Annotated in this window: 20 protein-coding genes; 14 read left to right on the top strand and 6 right to left on the bottom strand. The window is 75.1% G+C overall.

What is annotated here, in order from left to right:
• Nucleotides 1-34: 34 nt before the first annotated feature.
• The 9 genes from DSZ44_RS08420 to DSZ44_RS08380 all read left to right on the top strand — a co-directional run bounded on the left by DSZ44_RS08420 (nucleotide 35) and on the right by DSZ44_RS08380 (nucleotide 8,740).
• On the top strand, nucleotides 35-532 hold the full coding sequence (locus DSZ44_RS08420) for a DUF2505 domain-containing protein (RefSeq protein ID WP_110852154.1): 498 nt from the start codon (nucleotides 35-37) through the stop codon (nucleotides 530-532).
• A 31-nt stretch (nucleotides 533-563) separates the two neighbouring features.
• Nucleotides 564-1,535: an AAA family ATPase gene (locus DSZ44_RS08415; protein WP_110852153.1), complete on the top strand. Its 972-nt coding sequence runs from the start codon at nucleotides 564-566 to the stop codon at nucleotides 1,533-1,535.
• Nucleotides 1,532-2,782, top strand: a complete 1,251-nt coding sequence (locus DSZ44_RS08410; protein WP_110852152.1) for a DUF58 domain-containing protein — start codon at nucleotides 1,532-1,534, stop codon at nucleotides 2,780-2,782. Before DSZ44_RS08415 ends, DSZ44_RS08410 begins: the two co-directional genes overlap by 4 nt.
• Entirely contained in the window at nucleotides 2,779-5,268 is a 2,490-nt protein-coding gene (locus DSZ44_RS08405; protein ID WP_110852151.1) for a transglutaminase TgpA family protein, read from the top strand. Before DSZ44_RS08410 ends, DSZ44_RS08405 begins: the two co-directional genes overlap by 4 nt.
• A gap of 334 nt (nucleotides 5,269-5,602) precedes the next feature.
• Nucleotides 5,603-6,088: an OsmC family protein gene (locus tag DSZ44_RS08400; RefSeq protein WP_110852150.1), complete on the top strand. Its 486-nt coding sequence runs from the start codon at nucleotides 5,603-5,605 to the stop codon at nucleotides 6,086-6,088.
• Nucleotides 6,085-6,792: a hypothetical protein gene (locus DSZ44_RS08395; protein ID WP_110852149.1), complete on the top strand. Its 708-nt coding sequence runs from the start codon at nucleotides 6,085-6,087 to the stop codon at nucleotides 6,790-6,792. The genes DSZ44_RS08400 and DSZ44_RS08395 overlap by 4 nt, the downstream gene beginning before the upstream one ends.
• A gap of 128 nt (nucleotides 6,793-6,920) precedes the next feature.
• Nucleotides 6,921-7,361, top strand: a complete 441-nt coding sequence (locus DSZ44_RS08390; RefSeq protein WP_110852148.1) for an Hsp20/alpha crystallin family protein — start codon at nucleotides 6,921-6,923, stop codon at nucleotides 7,359-7,361.
• A gap of 75 nt (nucleotides 7,362-7,436) precedes the next feature.
• Nucleotides 7,437-8,246, top strand: coding sequence for a thymidylate synthase (locus DSZ44_RS08385; RefSeq protein WP_110852147.1), 810 nt, complete (start codon nucleotides 7,437-7,439; stop codon nucleotides 8,244-8,246).
• An 8-nt stretch (nucleotides 8,247-8,254) separates the two neighbouring features.
• A complete protein-coding gene (locus tag DSZ44_RS08380; RefSeq protein WP_258369328.1) occupies nucleotides 8,255-8,740 on the top strand; it encodes a dihydrofolate reductase in 486 nt (161 codons plus the stop codon).
• 2 nt (nucleotides 8,741-8,742) lie between these two features.
• Here the strand turns inward: DSZ44_RS08380 and DSZ44_RS08375 are convergent, their stop codons facing one another.
• The 6 genes from DSZ44_RS08375 to DSZ44_RS08350 all read right to left on the bottom strand — a co-directional run bounded on the left by DSZ44_RS08375 (nucleotide 8,743) and on the right by DSZ44_RS08350 (nucleotide 14,102).
• On the bottom strand, nucleotides 8,743-8,985 hold the full coding sequence (locus tag DSZ44_RS08375; RefSeq protein ID WP_110852145.1) for a helix-turn-helix transcriptional regulator: 243 nt from the start codon (nucleotides 8,983-8,985) through the stop codon (nucleotides 8,743-8,745).
• Entirely contained in the window at nucleotides 8,978-9,832 is an 855-nt protein-coding gene (locus DSZ44_RS08370) for an ABC transporter permease (RefSeq protein WP_110852144.1), read from the bottom strand. Before DSZ44_RS08370 ends, DSZ44_RS08375 begins: the two co-directional genes overlap by 8 nt.
• Nucleotides 9,829-10,773 (bottom strand): ABC transporter ATP-binding protein, encoded by a 945-nt coding sequence (locus DSZ44_RS08365; protein WP_220035140.1) that lies wholly within the window; start codon nucleotides 10,771-10,773, stop codon nucleotides 9,829-9,831. The genes DSZ44_RS08370 and DSZ44_RS08365 overlap by 4 nt, the downstream gene beginning before the upstream one ends.
• Nucleotides 10,774-10,867: 94 nt before the next feature.
• Complete coding sequence (locus tag DSZ44_RS08360) at nucleotides 10,868-12,169, bottom strand: cytochrome P450 (protein ID WP_258369327.1); 1,302 nt, start codon at nucleotides 12,167-12,169, stop codon at nucleotides 10,868-10,870.
• A gap of 66 nt (nucleotides 12,170-12,235) precedes the next feature.
• The gene (locus DSZ44_RS08355) at nucleotides 12,236-13,210 is read right to left on the bottom strand and encodes an SDR family oxidoreductase (RefSeq protein ID WP_110852143.1); all 975 of its coding nucleotides are present in this window, start codon (nucleotides 13,208-13,210) and stop codon (nucleotides 12,236-12,238) included.
• A gap of 79 nt (nucleotides 13,211-13,289) precedes the next feature.
• Entirely contained in the window at nucleotides 13,290-14,102 is an 813-nt protein-coding gene (locus tag DSZ44_RS08350; RefSeq protein WP_110852142.1) for an alpha/beta fold hydrolase, read from the bottom strand.
• 40 nt (nucleotides 14,103-14,142) lie between these two features.
• On the opposite strand from DSZ44_RS08350, the gene DSZ44_RS08345 reads away from it, so the two are divergent.
• From DSZ44_RS08345 to DSZ44_RS08325, 5 genes are read left to right on the top strand one after another with little or no spacing between them, the layout of a single operon-like run.
• Nucleotides 14,143-14,868, top strand: coding sequence for a DUF4129 domain-containing protein (locus tag DSZ44_RS08345; RefSeq protein WP_110852141.1), 726 nt, complete (start codon nucleotides 14,143-14,145; stop codon nucleotides 14,866-14,868).
• Nucleotides 14,865-15,317, top strand: a complete 453-nt coding sequence (locus tag DSZ44_RS08340) for a hypothetical protein (RefSeq protein WP_110852140.1) — start codon at nucleotides 14,865-14,867, stop codon at nucleotides 15,315-15,317. The genes DSZ44_RS08345 and DSZ44_RS08340 overlap by 4 nt, the downstream gene beginning before the upstream one ends.
• On the top strand, nucleotides 15,310-16,296 hold the full coding sequence (locus DSZ44_RS08335; RefSeq protein ID WP_258369326.1) for an AAA family ATPase: 987 nt from the start codon (nucleotides 15,310-15,312) through the stop codon (nucleotides 16,294-16,296). The genes DSZ44_RS08340 and DSZ44_RS08335 overlap by 8 nt, the downstream gene beginning before the upstream one ends.
• Nucleotides 16,218-17,600 carry a DUF58 domain-containing protein gene (locus tag DSZ44_RS08330; RefSeq protein ID WP_220035139.1) on the top strand — a complete coding sequence of 461 codons (1,383 nt, stop codon included), beginning with the start codon at nucleotides 16,218-16,220 and terminating at the stop codon, nucleotides 17,598-17,600. Before DSZ44_RS08335 ends, DSZ44_RS08330 begins: the two co-directional genes overlap by 79 nt.
• The gene (locus DSZ44_RS08325) at nucleotides 17,597-18,190 is read left to right on the top strand and encodes a hypothetical protein (RefSeq protein ID WP_110852138.1); all 594 of its coding nucleotides are present in this window, start codon (nucleotides 17,597-17,599) and stop codon (nucleotides 18,188-18,190) included. The genes DSZ44_RS08330 and DSZ44_RS08325 overlap by 4 nt, the downstream gene beginning before the upstream one ends.
• The last annotated feature ends 5 nt before the right edge of the window (nucleotides 18,191-18,195 follow it).

Below are 18,195 nucleotides of genomic sequence, written 5' to 3'. Positions count from 1 at the left end.
TTACGCTGGGGCCTCCGCCGACTGAAGGAGCAACGTGCGCTTCGACGCGACGATCGACTACCCCGCCGACGTGGACACGGTGGCCGGGATGCTCGCCGACGAGGAGTTCGTCCGGCGCAAGATCGCGGCCTCCGGCGCGCTCGACTCCACCCAGGAGGTTCTCCGGGAGGGCGAGGCGTTCACCGTCACCACCCGCCGACAGATGCCCACCGACCAGGTGCCCTCCTCGTTCCGCTCCCTCGTGGGCCAGAGCCTGGACGTGCGGCTGGTCGAGGCCTGGGAGGCTCCGCACCCCGACCGCAGCCGCGCCGGCACCCTGTCCCTCGACATCGTCGGCGCCCCCGTGCGCGTCATCGGGCGCATGTCCCTGCAGGCCGGTCCGGGCGGCGGGACGGTGCAGTCCTTCTCCGGGGACATCACCGCCTCGGTCCCGTTCTTCGGCAAGCCCATCGAGAAGGCCGCCGCCGGTGCCGTGGACCAGGTCCTCGCCGTCGAGCGCTCCATCGGGCTGGACTTCCTCGCCGGCAGGTGAGCCACCCGATCCCCTCCCCGGGCCGCGGTCCATGGGGGAGGATCGAGTGGTGAACGAACTCGAGGAGCTTCAGGAGGTCGCCCACCGGGTGGAGGCCGCCATGTCAAGCGTCATCGCCGGCAAGGACGACGTCGTCAGGACCGTGGTCACCGTGCTGCTGGCCCAGGGCCACCTCCTGGTGGAGGACGTGCCCGGGGTCGGCAAGACCATGCTGGCCAAGGCCCTGGGACGGAGCATCGACTGCAGCGTCCAGCGCATCCAGTTCACCCCCGACCTGCTGCCCAGCGACGTCACCGGCGTCAGCGTCTTCAACCAGGACGCCCGCACCTTCGAGTTCCGGCCGGGCGCGGTGTTCGCCAACGTCGTCGTCGGCGACGAGATCAACCGTGCCTCGCCCAAGACACAGTCGGCGCTGCTCGAGGCGATGGCGGAGGGCCAGGTGACGGTCGACGCCACGACCTACCGGCTCGAGGAGCCGTTCATGGTGATGGCGACGCAGAACCCCATCGAGATGGAGGGCACCTACCCGCTGCCCGAGGCGCAGCGCGACCGCTTCATGGCGCGCATCGAGATGGGCTACCCCGCCCCCGCCGCCGAGCTCGACATGATCGGCGCGCACTCGCGCACCGACCCGCTCGCCACCCTGCGGCCGGTCACCGACGCGCTGACCGTCGCGCGGCTCGTCGCCGCGGTGCGCACGCTGTACGCGAGCCCCGCTGTCCTCCAGTACGTCGTCGACCTCGCCACCGCCTCCCGGCGTCACCCCCGCCTGCGGCTGGGCATCTCCCCGCGCGCGGCCCTCCACCTCGTGCGCGCCGCCCGTGCCCACGCGGCCCTGGACGGGCGCACCCACGTCCTTCCCGACGACGTCCAGGTGCTCGCCGTCCCCGTCCTCGCCCACCGCGTCATCCTCAGCAACGACGCCCAGCTCGCCCGCGAGACGCCCGAGCAGGTCGTCGCAGGGCTCCTCGCCGAGGTGCCCGTGCCCGTGGGGGCGCGATGATCCGACGCCCGCGTCTCACCGGCCGGGGGCAGGTCTTCCTCGCGCTGGGGGTCGTCGTCGTCGCGCTCGGGACACTGCTCGGCTACCCGGACATCACCCGGGCCGGTGTCCTCGTCACCGGCCTGCCGGTGCTCGCCGTCGTCGTCGGCTGGCGGCCGCCTCCGCCCGTGACACTCCAGCGGCTCGTCTCGCCCACCCTCGTGGCACCCGACCAGCCGGCGGACGTCGAGCTCGTCCTGCGCGGCCGCGGCACCCGCCTCAGCCCGCTCCAGGTGGCTGAGGAGCAGCTCGACCCGCTGCTCGGCGCCGGCCCCCGTTTCCTCCTGCCGCGCATGGACCCCGGTGAGCGCCACACCGTGCGCTACCGCGTCGCCTCCACCTCCCGCGGCGCGCACCCGCTCGGGCCGCTGCGCCTGGAGCGACGCGACCCCTTCGGGATGACGACGGCGAGTGTCCAGCTCCCCGGCGAGAGCCACCTGCTCGTCCTGCCCCGCATCGAGCCGCTCGGGCCGGGCCGGGTCCACGGCGGCGGTCTGGGCCGTGAGGGGCAGGTGCCCCACATGGTGGCGCTGCACGGGGAGGACGACGTGAGCATCCGCGCCTACCGCGACGGCGACGACCTGCGCCGCGTCCACTGGCCCACGACCGCCCACCGCGGCGAGCTCATGGTGCGCCAGGAGGACCGTCCCGCCCGTCGCCGCGCGGTCCTGCTCCTCGACGCCCGGGCCCGTGCCTACGGTGACGCCGCCGAGGCCTTCGAGTGGGCGGTGCGCGCCGTCGCCTCCCTCGCCGTCCACCTGGGCGAGGACGGCTACGCCGTGCACGTCGTGGGCGCCGGGGAGCCGGGCCGCACCGACCTCCTCGCCGCGCTGCGGTCCCTCGCGCTCGTCGAGCCGACCGCCGACGCCCTCACCCCCTACGTCAGCGACGCGCACGCGCTCACGGCGGACGGCGCCGTCGTCGTCGCGGTGGTCGCCGACCACGACCCCGAGGCCGTCCTCGCCGTGCCGGCCGTCCGCTCCCCCGGCAGCCTCGGCGTCGCGCTCGTCCTCGACACCACGTCCTTCTCCGACGACCCCGAGGTGCGCGGCTGGGCCGTGCCGGACGACGGCGAGCTCGTGCCGATCTTCACCGCCGCAGGCTGGCGCACCCGCACCGTCCGCGACGGCGACACCGTCGCCGACGTGTGGGCCGCCGCCGTCCCGCCCTCCCCCGGTCGGCGGGCAGACCTGGCGGGCCTGCGATGAACGACCCCTGGGTCACCGCCCTGCTCCGCGGCCGGTGGGTGGAGTCCCTCCTCGCGGTGACGGCGCTCGTCGCCGTCTCCTGGCCGCTCGGCGAGCTCGTCTCGACCCGACCGTGGATCGGGCCGCTGTTCGGGGTGCTGCTGCTCGTCGTCGCCGCCGGCTCGCTCGTGCGCATGGCGCGCGTGCCGGCCTGGCTCGTCCTGCTCGCCCAGGTGCTCGCCCTCCTCAGCGGACTGGCGGGCTGGGCGCAGCAGCACCGGCCGGCGGACGAGTCCGCGCTCGTCGCGATGAGCGCGCTCGTCCGTCAGGGCATCGGCACCATCCAGACCTACGCCGTCCCGGCGCCTGCGACGCCCGGGCTCACCTTCGTGGTGCTCGGCTCGATCGCCGCGCTCGCCCTCGTCGTCGAGGCGCTCGGGGTCACCCTCCGGGCGGGCGCGCTCGCCGGCATCCCGCTCCTTCTCGTCTCCGCGGGGGCAGCCTCCGGCTCGGGCCAGGCGCTCGACCCGCGCTACTTCCTCATCGGGGCGGCGGCCTGGCTCGTGCTGCTCGCCCAGCAGGGGCGCTCACGGCTGGAGGAGGAGCAGGACGGGCCCCAGGCAGCGGTGAGCGTCGACCGGGCGGCCGCGGCCCGGGGCAACCACCACCGGCTGGGCGTGACGGCGCGGGTCATGGGACTGTCGGCGCTCGTCCTCGCCGTCGTGCTCCCCGGCATGCTGCCGCACCTGCCGCCGACCGTCCTCGTCGACGGGCGGTCGGGCGAGGGCGCGCCGGGCACGGTGAGCTTCACCGACACCCTCGACCTCAGCCAGGACCTCGCCGACCGTTCCAACGCGCCGGTGATCCGCTACCGCACCGACGACAGCTCCCCGCCACCGCTGCGGGTCATGAGCAGCCTGACCTACGCCGACGGCCAGTGGCTGCCGGTCGGGGACGCGACCTCCGGGCCGTTCCGGGAACCGTTCCTCAGCCCGATGAGCACGCTGATCTACCCGGAGTCAGGGATCGAGTCGACGCCGCGGACGATGACCGTCACCCAGAACGGTATGCGCGCCCCGCAGCTGGCGATGCCGTACCCGGCGTCCGAGGTCGACCTCGGTGAGGTCGGCTGGACGTGGGACCCGCTCAGCGAGGCGATGCACGTCGACTCCGCCCCCGGGACCTACGAGGTCCGGTACCACGAGATGGGGGCACTCGAGACCCTGCCGGAGGAGGTCGGCGCACCGCCGGAACCGCTGGCCGACCGGTACCCCCCGGACACTCTCGTCAACGAGACCACCGAGGACGGCGCGGTCTTCACGACCACGCCCGACGGCATGACCGTCGCGATGATGTACCCCGACGGCCGGTACGAGACCTATCTCAGCGATGGCACGACGGTGGTCGAGCACCCGGACGGGACCCTGCAACGGACGTTCGGGTACGGCGGGCCGAACACGCTCGCCGTCGACCCGGCCTCCGCGGGTGTGGTCGGGGACCTGGCCGCCGAGCTCGCCGGTGACCGGACCAACCAGATCGACGTCGCCCTGGAGATCCAGCGCTACCTGCGCAGCCCGGAGTTCAGCTACTCCCTCACACTGGCCGACCCCGTCGAGGGTCCGGACGGCGAGCCGCTCGACCCGATCTCCCACTTCCTCGCGACGAAGCAGGGCTACTGCACCCAGTTCGCCACCGCGATGGTGATGATGGCGCGGGCGCAGGGCATCCCCGCTCGCCTCGCGGTCGGGTTCCTGCCCGGCTCCCGGGGCCTGGACGGCACCCGGACGGTCGTGGCGTCCGACGCCCACGCGTGGCCCGAGCTCTTCATCACCGGACTCGGCTGGACCCGCTTCGAGCCGACCCCGGGCCAGCGCAGCGGGACGGCGCCCACCTACGCCACCGAGGGGCAGCAGCAGGAGGTCCCCACCCCGCAGGAGGTGCCCTCGACCGAGGAGCCGACCGCCGCGCCGGCGGTGCCGGACACCACGGGCGGCATGGGCGCTGGCGGTGAGGAGAGCTGGTTCGAGCGCCACGCCGAGACGATCGGCTGGACGGCGCTGAGCCTCGCGGCCGTGGTCGCCCTCGCGTCGGTCGTGCCGCTCGCCGGCCGCTGGCACCGGTGGAGGTCACGCCGCGGGCGGAGCCCCGCCGCGTGGATCGAGGCCGAGTGGACCGCACTGGTCGACGGCCTCGCCGATCTCGGGGTGGCCCCGCCGCCCGCGGCGACGCCCCGCGTCCTGCGCGACCACTACGCGCGGCAGATCCAGCCCGACGCCGCAGCCCGCGACGCCCTGGACCGCGCCACCGACCGGCTCGAGTCCGCCCGGTACGCGGCCCGGACCCCCGAGCTCGGAACGATGCGCGAGGACGTACGACGGGTCGTCGAGTGGCAGCGCGGGCGGGTGACCCGCCGGCGTCGTCTGCTCGCGACGCTGCTCCCCACCAGCGGACGCACCCAGCTCGGCTCCCTCCTCCCGGGCCGACGCCCGCACCCCGCCGCCCCCTGACCCACCACCCCCGGCACCCTCCCGCCGAGGGCTGAGTTCTTCCGGAGCCGCACGGGTCATCCGGGAACAACTCAGCTCTCGGCGCGGGGAGGGTCTCTCCCCCTTCCCGGACACCTGAGGAACAACTCAGCTCTCGGCGCAGTGAGGGTCTCCCCTTCCCGGAGACCTGGGGAACAACTCAGCTCTCGGCGCGGGGAGGGTCTTCTCCTTCTCGGCCGCCTGAGGAACAACTCAGCTCTCGGCGCGGGAGGGTCGTCCCTCTCCCGTTCCCCGCCCCGCTGGGAGGAGGGGGAACCGCGGTGCCGCTGGGGGCGGGGCGTGCCACGATCGGGGCATGAGCGACACGACGACGCCGGACGAGCCGACCCCTACCCCCGAGGAGCACGTCTCCCCCGCACGCGCCCTGTGGGCCGAGCGCCAGGGCGGACCCGAGTACATCGCCTACAACGGCCGCGGCGCGCAGGTGCGCATCGGCAGCGGCGACGCCGAGGGCGTGTTCTCCCCCGGTGAGCTGCTCAAGATCGCCCTCGCCGCGTGCACCGCGCTGTCCACCGACCACGTGCTGCGCAGCAGGCTCGGCGACGACTTCCCGGCCGTCGTCGGCGTCTCCTCCGTCGGCGTCGAGGACGAGAACCGCTACGGGCACCTCGACGTCGAGCTCCTCCTCGACCTCGCCGAGCTCGACGACGAGAAGCGGGACAAGCTCGCCGAACGGGTCGACCGCACCTCCGGTCGCCAGTGCACGGTGGGTCGCACCATCAAGGCCGGCGCCACCTACGACGTCGCCGTCACCCACGAGCCGCTGCGGGGCCAGTCGTGAGCCGCCGCCGCCCCGCCACGGAGCGCGACGGCGAGGTGGAGCCGGCCGCCAACGCTCTCGAGCGGCGCATCGAGAAGGCACTCGCCAACGGCGCCGGCCGGTCCCGCGCGCTCGCCGAGAAGGTCGCCGCCGCCAACCCCGGAGCCTCGCCGGCCGACGTCGTCGCCCTCCTCGAGCGGCGCTACCGGCGCCGGGTCAGCGTGCTCAGCGCCGCCGTCGGGCTCACGGCGGCCGTGCCGGGCGTCGGCACGGGGGTGGCCGCACTGCTCACCGCCGCCAACCTCGGCAGCTACCTGCGCGCGAGCACCACCTTCGTCGGCGCGGTCGCGCACGTGCACGGCGTGGAGGTCGAGGACGTCGCACGCCGGCGCACCCTGCTGCTCGCCGCGCTCCTCGGTGAGGACGGCGCCCGCGCCCTGCACGGCGAGCTCGGGGTCAGCAGCCTCTACTGGGGCCGCGGACTGCTCACCCGGCTGCCCCTCGGCACGGTCCGCGCCGTCAACAAGGGGCTCTCCCGCCGCCTCGTCCGCGTGGTGGCGACCAAGGGCGGGGCGCTGATGCTCGGGCGGCTCGCGCCCTTCGGTATCGGTGCCGTCGTGGGCTGGTTCCTCGGCCGCCGACTCTCCGGCCAGGTCGTCACCGGGGCCCGTGACGCCTTCGGGCCGGTCCCCGCTGTCCCCACGTCCACGCAGGTCAGCACATAGATTGAGCCGATCCCACTCAACTCTTTCGCCGTCGGTGAACGACGCTGGCACTCTCACCCGTCGAGTGCCAGAATTGAGCCAGCGGTGCCCGGTCGGATCGGGCGCCTGACCGAGAAGGAGGGACTGAGATGGCTCACTTCACCGACCCGTTCCGCGAGATGGACCGCATGTTCAACACGGTGCTCCGGCAGGCACCCGCCGCCACCGCCATGCCCCTGGACCTCTATCGCCGGGGCGAGACCTTCGTCGCCCAGATCGACCTGCCGGGCGTCGACCCGACGACGATCGACATCGACGTCGAGGACCGCACCCTCACCGTCCGCGCCGAGCGGACGAGCATGGACGGCGAGGACGTCCAGTGGCTGTCCCACGAGCGGCCCACCGGGACCTTCGCCCGCCAGCTGGCGCTGGGCACCGGCCTCGCGGTCGACCGCATCGACGCCGACTACGCCGACGGCGTGCTCACGCTGACGATCCCGGTGGCCGAGGAGGCCAAGCCCCGCAAGATCCAGGTGGCGCACACGCCGCGCACGATCGAGCAGAGCGAGAAGGAGCCGGCCAACGCCTGACGGCTCGAGCCGGACCCGCCACAGGGCCGCCGCACCGGACCACCCGGGCGGCGGCCCTCGGCTTACCATGGCGCCGTGACCACTCCGCTCGTCCCGACCCCTTACGAGGACCTCCTGCGCCACGTGCTCGAGCACGGCACGCCGAAGTCCGACCGCACCGGGACCGGCACGCGCAGCGTGTTCGGCCACCAGATGCGCTTCGACCTGCGTGCGGGCTTCCCGCTCGTGACGACCAAGCGGGTCTTCCTGCGCGGGGTGGTCGAGGAGCTGCTGTGGTTCCTGCGCGGTGAGCACAACGCGCGCCCGCTCCAGGAGAAGGGTGTGCACATCTGGGACGAGTGGGCCGCCGAGGACGGCGACCTCGGTCCCGTCTACGGCTACCAGTGGCGCTCGTGGCCCACGCCGGGCGGCGGGCACGTCGACCAGCTCGCCGGTGTCCTCGACACGCTGCGCAACAACCCCGACTCGCGCCGGATGATCGTCTCCGCGTGGAACGTCGCGGACCTCGACGCGATGGCCCTGGCCCCGTGCCACGCCTTCTTCCAGTTCTACGTCGCCGAGGGACGCCTGTCCCTCCAGCTCTACCAGCGCTCGGCGGACCTCTTCCTCGGTGTGCCCTTCAACATCGCCTCCTACGCCCTGCTCACCCACATGGTGGCCCAGCAGGTGGGTCTGGAGGTCGGGGACTTCGTGTGGACGGGCGGGGACTGCCACGTCTACGACAACCACGTCGAGCAGGTCCGCGAGCAGCTCTCCCGCACGCCCTACCCCCTGCCCCGCCTCGAGCTGCGGCGGGCGCCCTCGCTCTTCGACTACACCTACGAGGACGTCGTCGTCCACGACTACCAGCACCACCCCGCGATCAAGGCACCGGTGGCGGTATGACCCTCGGGATGATCTGGGCCCAGGCCCACGAGCGCGTCATCGGCCGCGACAACGACCTTCCCTGGCACCTGCCCGAGGACCTGCGCCACTTCCGCAGCACGACCGCGGGCGACGCCGTCGTCATGGGCCGCCGGCAGTGGGAGTCGCTGCCGGAGAAGATCCGGCCGCTGCCCGGGCGCCGCAACGTCGTCCTCACCCGCAACCCCGACTTCGAGGCGCCGGGCGCCGAGGTCGTCGACAACCTCGCCGCCGCTCTCGAGCTCGTCGCCGGCGAGGACGCGTGGATCTGCGGCGGCGCCCAGGTCTACGAGGCCGCCATCGACCACGCCGACCTCCTCGTCGTCACCGAGATCGACCACGCCGTCGAGGGCGACACCTACGCGCCGCCGATCGGCCCGGAGTGGCAGGTCGTCGAGCAGGACCCCGACGACGGCGGCTGGCACGTGGGCGAGAACGGGATGCGCTTCCGCATCCTCACCTACCGTCGCCACTGAGCTCAGGCCGGCCCGATCCGCGGGAAGGGCTCGAGGGAGAAGACGAACTCGAGCGGGACGTCGAAGTAGGCGGCGATCCGCAGGGCGAGGTGCAGGCTGGGGGCGTACTCCCCCCGCTCGAGGTAGCCCACCGTCTGGTAGTGGACGCCGAGGGCGTCCGCGAGCTCGCGGCGGGTGACGCCGCGGTCGACGCGGAGGGTGGCGATGCGGTTGTGGACGGTCTCCGGGCTCTTCGGTTCAGACACGCTGCAGCTGCTTCTCCCGGCCGGCGGCGACGACGGAGCCCGACTCGCGCCGCGCCATCCGGCGCAGGAGCACGGGGGCGAGCACGACACCGACGAGCGCCCACAGGCCGAGGACACCGAAGGCCTCCGCCGTGCGCCACGTCTCGCCGATCTCGATGACGACGACGCTCTCGGGCAGGACCGCCTGGCGCATGAGGTGCCCCATCCAGTACATCGGGGTGAGCTGGCCGAGCAGCTGCGCCCAGCCGGGGAGCTGGGAGGCGGGGACGAACACGCCGGAGACGAAGACGAGGCCGGCCATGACGAGCATCCCCCAGCCGCCGACCGCCCGCGGGCTGCGGAACACCGAGCCGACGGCGAAGCCGATGGGCAGGCAGGCGGCCAGCCCGAGCGCGAGCGCGGCGGCGAGCAGGAGGACGTCGGTGGGACCGGTGGCGGACCACAGGCGCGGGACCACGAGGGTCGCCGGGACGGTGAGGACGACGACGTTGAAGGCGACCTCGAGGCTGGCGCGGACGGTCTGCCCCGTGACGTAGCCGCGCATGCCGTGGGGGACGGACTTGGCGCGGAGCAGCGTGCCGTCCTCGCGCTCGGCGGCCACGGCGGTCGCGAGGCCGTAGGAGGCGGAGAACATCGTCGTGAAGGCGAGGACGCCGGGCAGCAGGAGGAGCGCCACCGTGATGCCGGTGCCCTCGACCTCGTTGGTGCGGTTGAGCCACAGCACGACGAGGAAGACGGTCGTGCCGAGGAGGTAGTAGGTGAGGTCCTCGGGGGCGCGCAGGGAGTTGCGGAACTCGATCCACCCGCGGCGCGCACCGGCGTGGACCGCGCTGGTCGTGGGGTTCATCGGGCCTCCTCCTGGGAGACGGGGCTCAGGCTGGGGAGGGCGGCCCCGTGGCGCAGGGGCGCGTCACTGCGCGCGACCATCGCCAGGTAGGTGTCCTCCAGGGTGGTGCGGCGGACCTCGAGGTCGCTGACCTCCTCCCCGAGCCGGGCGAGGAGGTCGCGGACGAAGGCCGTGCCGTCGGACGTCGCGTGGACGTGCCGCTCCCCGTCCGCGGACCAGCGCACCTCGGTGCGTCCGGCGACCTGCCGGGCGAGCTGCTCGGCGCTGCCGTCGGCGACGATCCGTCCGCCGTCGAGGATGAGGATGCGGTCGGCGAGCTTCTCGGCCTCGCCGAGGTCGTGGGTGGTGAGGAGGATCGTCGTGTCCTCCAGGTCGCTGAGCCGGTGGATGAGGTCGTGGAAGTCGCGGCGGGCCACGGGGTCGAAGCCGGCCGTCGGCTCGTCGAGGAAGAGGAGCCGGGGGCGACCGACGATCCCGATCGCGACGTCGAGCCGGCGCCGCTGACCCCCGGAGAGCTTCTTGACCTGCTGGTCGGCCCGCTCGGCGAGCCCGACGCGCTCGAGGAGCTCCCCAGTCGGGTAGGGCCGCGGACGCTCCGGGGCGGAGTAGGGCCGGTAGTAGGAGCCGAACTGCTCGACGAGCTCCCGCACGGTCCACCGGCCGTGGTCGCGCCAGGACTGGAGCACCACCCCGACGTCGGCGCGCCAGGACTCCTCGCCGCGGGCGGGGTCCTGACCGAGCACGCGGACGCGGCCCCCGGAGGGGAGCCGGAAGCCCTCGAGGATCTCGATCGTCGTCGTCTTGCCCGCGCCGTTGGGCCCGAGCAGCACGACGACCTCGCCCCGGTCGACGCGGAAGGTCACGCCGTCGAGGACGTCCGTGGTCCCGTACCGCATGCGCACGTCCGTCGCCTCGATGACGACCGACCCTCTGCTGTCCATGTCCCACCCTCCGTCGTAGTGGTGGGAGCAAATGTAGCAGGAGTGCTACGTCGAGCGGAAGACTCTCCTCGGACAGCACACCGAGGGGTGCGTGCTAGCGGCTGACGCGGAAGCGCAGGGCGAAGGGGCTGAGCGAGCCGGGGACGCGGCCGCCGGTCTTCAGCGGGCCGCCCTCGACGGCGTAGTCCCGCTCGGCGAGGAGCCGCCCGAGGACGGTGCTCGCCATGAGCAGGACGACGTTGCGGCCCGGACACATCGCCGGCCCACCGCTGAAGGGCACGAGCGGCCAGTCCGCGTCGGTGCGCTCCCGCAGCCACAGCTCGGGGGCGAAGCGGTGCGCCTCGGGCACGTGGCGCTCGTCGCGGTGGAAGAACGGCGCGAAGATCACGACGGAGGAGCCTGCCGCCAGGGTGCCGCGCGCCCACTCGGTGTCCTCGGTGGTGTCCCGCAGGATCAGCGGGGTGGTGGGCCACAGCCGCAGGGACTCCAGCACGCCGGCGCGCAGGTAGGGCAGGTCCGGTGAGCCGTCCAGCTCCTCCCGGGCGCGGGCGACGGCCCCCGGGGTGGTGCACAGCAGCCCGAGCGCCCGGAAGGACGACCAGGCGCCGGCGTCCGCGGCGAAGAGCCACTGCGGGACCTGCTGGTGGGGCTCGGTGCCGGGGCGCGCGGGCGTCCTGGCCGTCAGCTCGGCGAGGCTGCCCGGCTCGGCCCGGTCGACGTACTCCTGCACGCGGCGCAGGAAGCGACGCGTCCGCGCCGTGCGCCGGGGCTTGAAGTACGCCCAGTTGGCGTCCTTGCGCAGCCGCAGCAGGTCGTCGGTGACCTGCTCGTCGTCGCGCGCGCCGTCGCCCAGGACGATGCGCCGCACGATCCGCCACCACGCGACGGCGTAGGAGTCCCACGTGAGCTCGCCGGTGAAGTCGACGTGGCCGAGGAGCGCCTCGACCTCCTCGGTGACCACCGCGGCCATGCGTTCCCCGTGGTCGTGCACGGGCCGCCCCGGCTGCAGCACCTGCTCGTTGAACGGCCGACGGTGGGTGCGCTCCTCGGGGCTGGAGACGAGCACCCCCTCGGGCTGGAAGTGGCCCAGGGCCCCGCGCTTCTCCCGGCTCGCCGGGCTGAAGGGCCGCGGAGAGCCGTTGAGCACGCGGTGGACGTCGCCGGCGTCGAGGAGCAGGGCCATGCCCCGACCCGGCAGCACCTGGACGGGGCCCGGTCCGTAGCGGTCGCGCAGCCGCTGCATCTCCTTGACGGCGCGGCTGTCGAGGTCCAGCCGCTGGGCCAGCCCCATGACGCGCGGGCGGCGGGCGATCGCCCCGCCGGCGACCATCGGCACCAGGACGCCCAGCAGTGCGCGGGCGGCGTCGGACGGGGACACGGTGGGGGACTCGGTCACGGGGGGATCTCCTCGGTCGTGGGCGTGGATGTCGGTGCGCCGGCCGGTGGGCCGCTCGGGACCGTCTCAGCGGCGCAGCCGGCGCAGCGCCAACCCGCCGCCGACGAGCGCACCGGCCCCGGCGAGCGTGCGGACGGCCGTGCGCCGCCGCCCGCCCCAGCCACCGGTCACCTGCGCGAGCCGCTCGTCGGAGGAGGGCTCGTAGAGGTTGCCGCTCGTGGGCGGGGCACTGTGCGTCCGTGAGAGGTGGGTGCGGTCCACGAGGACGGCCATCATCGTCTCGGTGAGTGCCGGCGCGACCCGGTGCTGGGCACGCATGAGCCGGCCCCCGGCGCCGACGGTCACCTCCCGCCGCGGCCGGCGTACGGCCCCGACGATGCCGCGCGCGGCGCGTGGCGGGGCGTAGAGCGGGGGGATCGGCTGCGCCCGCCGGCCGCTGTAGTTGGCGGCCTGCTGGAAGAACGGGGTGTCGTACGTGGCCGGCAGGACGGTGACGACGTGGATGTCGCGGGCGCCGTCGAGCCACAGCTCCGAGCGCAGGCTGACCGACAGCGCCCGGACCGCGGCCTTGGCCATCGAGTAGGCCGGCGTGTAGGGCTGGGGAATCTCCCCCACCACCGAGGAGACGTTGACGAGCACGCCGCTGCCCTGCCGGCGCATGTGCTCCAGCGCCGCGCGCGCCCCGTGGACGTAGCCCATGACGTTGACGTCGACGACCCGCCGGACGTCCTCCATCGGCGTGGCCAGCAACGGCCCGAAGACGGTCACCGAGGCGATGTTGACCCAGGCGTCGATCCGGCCGAACGACGTCACCGCCTGCTGCGCGAGCCGGTCGACGGCCGCCGCGTCGGTGACGTCGGTGACGACGGGCAGCGCCCGCACACCGTGACGGCGGCACTGCTCGGCGACGGTCTCCAGCGCCTGCCCGCGGCGCGCCGCGAGGACGACGTCCGCCCCCTCCCGTGCGAAGCGCAGTGCCGTGGCGCGTCCGATCCCGCTGGACGCGCCGGTGACGACGACGACGCAGCCCTTGACTCTCACGGCACCCTCCGGGCGTCGGTGGCACGGTCGCCACCAGTACAACCCGCGGCGTGCCCCCGTGCACGGGGGCGGTGCCCGGTCAGGCCGCTGAGGCGACCCTCGACAGCACGGCGTCGGCGACCGCCTCCGGGCTCAGCTCGGGCAACCAGTGCCCTCTGGGCAGGACGACGAGCTCGTAGTCGGCGTGCACGTAGTCCCTGGTCAGCTCGGCGGCCCGGCGCCCGAGGTAGGGGTCCTCCTCGCCCCACACGTACGTCGTCGGCACCCGCACGCGGCCGGCACCCTCCCGGCTGAGCGGCACGCCGCGGTACCAGTTGAGCGCACCGCGCGCCGCCCCGGGCTCGCGCATCCGTTCCTGGTAGTGCCGGGCCTGCTCGGGCGGCAGCCCCGCCGAGACGAGCATCTGCTCCAGGCGCCTGCGCAGCACGCGCTCGGGCAGACCGGGCAGCTGGAAGAAGGCCATGTAGGAGGAGCGCAGCGCCTGGTCCGAGCGCAGCAGCGCCGCCGTGAGCGCCGCCGGGTGCGGGGTCGAGACGACCGTCAGGGACGCCACCCGGTCCGGGTGGCGCGACCCGGCCACCCACGCGGCCCCGCCGCCCCAGTCGTGCCCGACGACGTGGGCGCGGTCCACGCCGGCGGCATCGAGCACCGCGAGCACGTCCGCGACGAGGAACTCCAGCCGGTACGCCGCCCGCGGCGCGGGCCGGGCGCCCGGGGAGTACCCGCGCTGGTCCATCGTGATCGTGCGCAGGCCGGCCGCGCGGAGCCGCGGGACGACGTGCCGCCAGCTCGTCGAGTCCTGCGGGAAGCCGTGCAGGAGCAGCACCGGCGGGCCACTGCCCTCGTCGCGGACGTCGAAGGTGAGGCGGCCCCTGCGCACCCGTCGCTCCATGTCCCCACGGTAGGGGACGGCGGCCCGATACGGTGAGGCCATGGACGGGCGGAGGGCGACGGCGCAGCGCCGCGCCCCCGGGACGGCCCGCCCGCTGCTCCTGCCCCTGCTCGCGGCCGTCGTCGCGCTCGCCGTCGTGGCCGGCGCCGCGCTCGCCGGGCCCTGGCACGTCGCGCCGCGCGAGGTCGAGCTGGCCCCGCCACCGGCCGAGCAGGAGACGCGCCCGCCGGCGGAGGAGGTCGAGCAGGAGCCGCCACCGGAGCCCGGCGAGCGCGGCCTGCCGGTCACGCTCCTCCTTGCCGCCGCCGGTCTCCTCCTCCTCGCCCTCCTGCTCCGTGCCCTCCTGCGTCGCGCGACGCTGGCCCGCGGCAGCACCGCCCCGCCGCACGACCCGGCGCTCGGCACCGCCGTCGCGCCCGACCCCGGCGAGCCCGAGCCGGACCTGCCGGCCCTGCGTCGCGGCGTCGCCGCGGCCCGCGCGGTGCTCGCCTCCCGCGGGGAGCCCGACGACGCCGTCGTCGCCGCCTGGCTCGAGCTCGAGGCTGCCGCCGCGAGCTCAGGCGTGCAGCGCGCACCGTCGGACACCCCCACCGAGCTCACCACCGCCGTCCTCGACTCCACCAGCGCCGACCCGGTCGCCACCCGTGGCCTCCTGCGCCTGTACCACCGCGCCCGTTTCGCCCCGCACGCCGTCCTCACCGCCGAGGACGTCGCCGAGGCAGGCCGCTGCCTCGAGCAGATCGCCGCCTCCTGGGAGTCCCGGTGAGCCGGGGCCGGGCCGCTGTCGCCGTCCTGGCGGTCGCCGCCGTCGTCGCCGCCATGTGGGCCATCGGGTTCGACGGCGTCAACATCGCCCTGGCCGCAGCCGCCACCGCCGTCGTCGCGGCCGTCGTCGGACACCGCGACCTCGGCCGCGAGCACGGCCTGCCGCAGCTGCCGGCCGAGCAGCGCGCCGGCCACCGCCACGAGGTCTCCCAGCTGTCCTGGTCACTGACCGACCGCGACGGCCGCGTCGGCGAGCGCGGCCTGCGCCAGCTGCGGGAGGTCGCCGCCGGCCGCCTCGCGCTCGCCGGGATCGACCCCGCCGACGACGACGCCGTGCGCGCCCACCTCGGGGACCGCGCGTGGCGCACCCTGCGCGCCACCACGCCCCAGCCCGTGCGGGCCCTGGACGCCTGCCTCACCGCCCTCGAGAACCGGAGCCCCCGTGCCTGACCACCCCACGCCCTCGCCCGCCCCGCTGCCCGTCACCGAGGTCGCCACCCTCGGCGGTGACGTGCTGCGCGAGGTGGGCACCGCCGTCGTCGGCATGACGCAGCCGCTGCGCCTGGCGCTGGCGGCGGTCCTCGCGGGTGGGCACGTGCTCTTCGAGGACGTGCCCGGGCTGGGCAAGACGCTGGCGGCGAGGTCCCTGGCCACGGCGCTGGGTCTGGACTTCCGGCGGCTGCAGTGCACGCCGGACCTCCTGCCCGCCGACATCACCGGCTCCTACGTCTACGACCCGGCGACGGCGGGCTTCACCTTCCGCCCCGGTCCGGTGTTCACCGGGCTCTTCCTCGCCGACGAGATCAACCGGACCGCGCCCAAGACGCAGTCCGCGCTCCTCGAGGCGATGGCCGAGCGGCAGGTCTCGGTCGAGGGGACGAGCTTCCCGCTCCCCGAGCCCTTCCACGTCATGGCCACCTCCAACCCCGTCGAGTACGAGGGCACCTACCCGCTGCCCGAGGCCCAGCTCGACCGGTTCATGGTGCGCCTGGCCGTCGGCTACCCGAGCGCGGGCGCCGAGGCGGACGTCCTGCACCGGCGGCTGGACCGCCGCCGCGAGCGCGCGGACGTGCGGCAGGTCGTCACGCCCGAGCAGCTGCTCGCCATGCAGGCGGGGGTCGAGGCCGTGGCCGTCGAGCCGGACGTCGTCGCCTACTGCGTCGCCCTGGCGGCGGCCACCCGCACCCACAGCGCCGTCGAGGTCGGTGCGTCCCCTCGCGGCTCCCAGGCGCTGCTGCTCGTCGCGCGGGCGCTGTCCGTGCTCGACGGGCGCGACTTCGTCACCCCGGAGGACGTCAAGGCGGTGGCCGTGCCGGCGCTGGCGCACCGCCTCACCCTCACGGCAGCGGCGTGGGCGAGCGGCACCCAGCCGAGCAGCGTCGTCACCGCGCTGCTGTCCTCGGTCCCCGGCCCGGCCAGCACCCGGTGACCCGCTGGGCGCCGCTCACCCACCTCACCGCCGCGCTCGTCCTCGGGGCGGGGGTGCTGGTCGCCGGTGCGCTCGCCGGCCGCCCCGACGTCGCGGCGCTCGGCGTCGCCCCGCTCCTCACCGCCGTGTGGGGCTGGGCCCGCCGTCCGCGCGGTGCGCTCGAGGTGGAGGTCCGGGCACCCCGCCAGCTCACCGCGAGCACCGAGCTGCACGCCCCGGCGCTCCTGCACGTCCCGGAGGGTGCCGTCGCGGCGCGGCTGCGCGCCTCCAGCCCCGGCACCGAGCCGGAGGAGCGTCTCGTCAGGCTCCTCCCGGGCCAGGTCCGCGAGGTCACGCTCGCGACGACGAGCGTGCGCACCGGGGAGAACCAGCTCTTCCGCCTCGACGCCGTCGGTCTCGGCAGCGGGCACCTGACCACGGGTGACGTCCGCACGGTGGCACCGGCCACCGTGCTCGTCCTGCCGGGGCAGCGCCCGCTCGGCGAGCTGCCCCTCCCGCCGCGGCTGCAGGGCCTCGTCGGCCCGCACGCCGCCCGGCGGATCGGTGACGGTGAGGAGCTCCACGACGTCAACCTCTTCACCCCCGGCGACCGTCTGCGCCGGATCGACTGGCGCACCAGCGCCCGTCGGGGCGTGGAGGGCGGCCGGCTGCAGGACCTGTACGTGCGCCGCACGCAGTCCACGGCCGAGGCGACTGTGGTGCTCGTCATCGACTCCCGCGACGACGTCGGTCCGGACGTCTCGACCTGGGCCGGCGGCCGCGAGGTGCTCACCAGCGACGTCACCTCCCTCGACATCGCCCGGGAGGCCGCCGCGTCGCTCGCGCGGGCCTACCTCGGCCAGGGCGACCGGGTGGGCCTGGAGGACCTCGGCCTGCGCCGTCGGCCCGTGCGCCCCGGCGGCGGACGCCGGCACCTCGAGCGGGTCGTGCGGCGGCTGGCGCTCGCGGCCCCGGAGGGCACGCCCCGCCCCCGGGTCCGTGCACCGCAGGTGCCCTCCGGCGCGCTCGTCGTCGTGCTGTCGACCTTCCTCGACGACGAGGCGGCGACGATGGCGCTGACGTGGCGGCACGCCGGCCACCGGGTGGTCGCCGTCGACGTGCTGCCCCCGGTCCGTGGTGCCGACATGTCGGTGCGGACCCTCATGGCCTACCGGATGGTCGCGATCCAGCGTGAGGACCGGCTCACCACGCTGCGGCGGGGCGGCGTCGACGTGGTGCGCTGGGCGGAGGACGGGCCGCCGCCCGCCGGGGGGCGGGCCGAGCTGGCCACCCTCGCGCGCCGCCGCCACCGGGTGCCCCGGTGAGCGCGCTGCAGCGGCTGCTCGAGCGCGTGCGTGCCGTCCTGCCCCGGCCCGACGGCTCGCTCGCCGTGGGCCGCCGGCGCGCGGCCCGCCGGCCCCGGACGACGCTGCGCACGGGTCCCGCCGTGCCCGCCCTCGTCCTGCGCGCGACGCTGCTCGCGGTCGTCGCCGGGGCCGGCGCGGTCGTGGCCGCCAGCCCGACGGAGCAGGCCGTGGCGGCGGCGCTGGGTGTGGTCGTCGCGGTGCGGCCGCACGCCGCGCTGCTCGGGATCACCGTGGCGGTCCTCGTCGCCATGCTCGCCCTCTCGCCCGGCCCGTGGTGGGCGCTGGTGCTCCTCGTCGTGCTCACCCACGCCGTCCTGCGCGTGGGCGCCGTCGCCGACGCCGTCTCGTGGCGCGGGCGGGTGGAGGTGGCCGTCCTGAGGGGCGCGCTGCCCGGGTTCCTCGCCGTCCAGGCGGTCGCGCAGGTGGCCGTCGGCCTCGCCCTCCTGCTCGACGGCGCCGCGCCCGTGCCGTGGCTCGTCGTCGTCGCCGTCGCCGGGCTGGCCGTCCTCGGCTGGGCCTCGGTCCACGAGATCCGCACCCGCCGGTAGCGACT

This window comes from Georgenia satyanarayanai (genome assembly GCF_900116375.1).
In the GTDB taxonomy this organism is placed as follows: domain Bacteria; phylum Actinomycetota; class Actinomycetes; order Actinomycetales; family Actinomycetaceae; genus Oceanitalea; species Oceanitalea nanhaiensis.
This window is presented reverse-complemented; position numbering and strand designations above follow the sequence as displayed.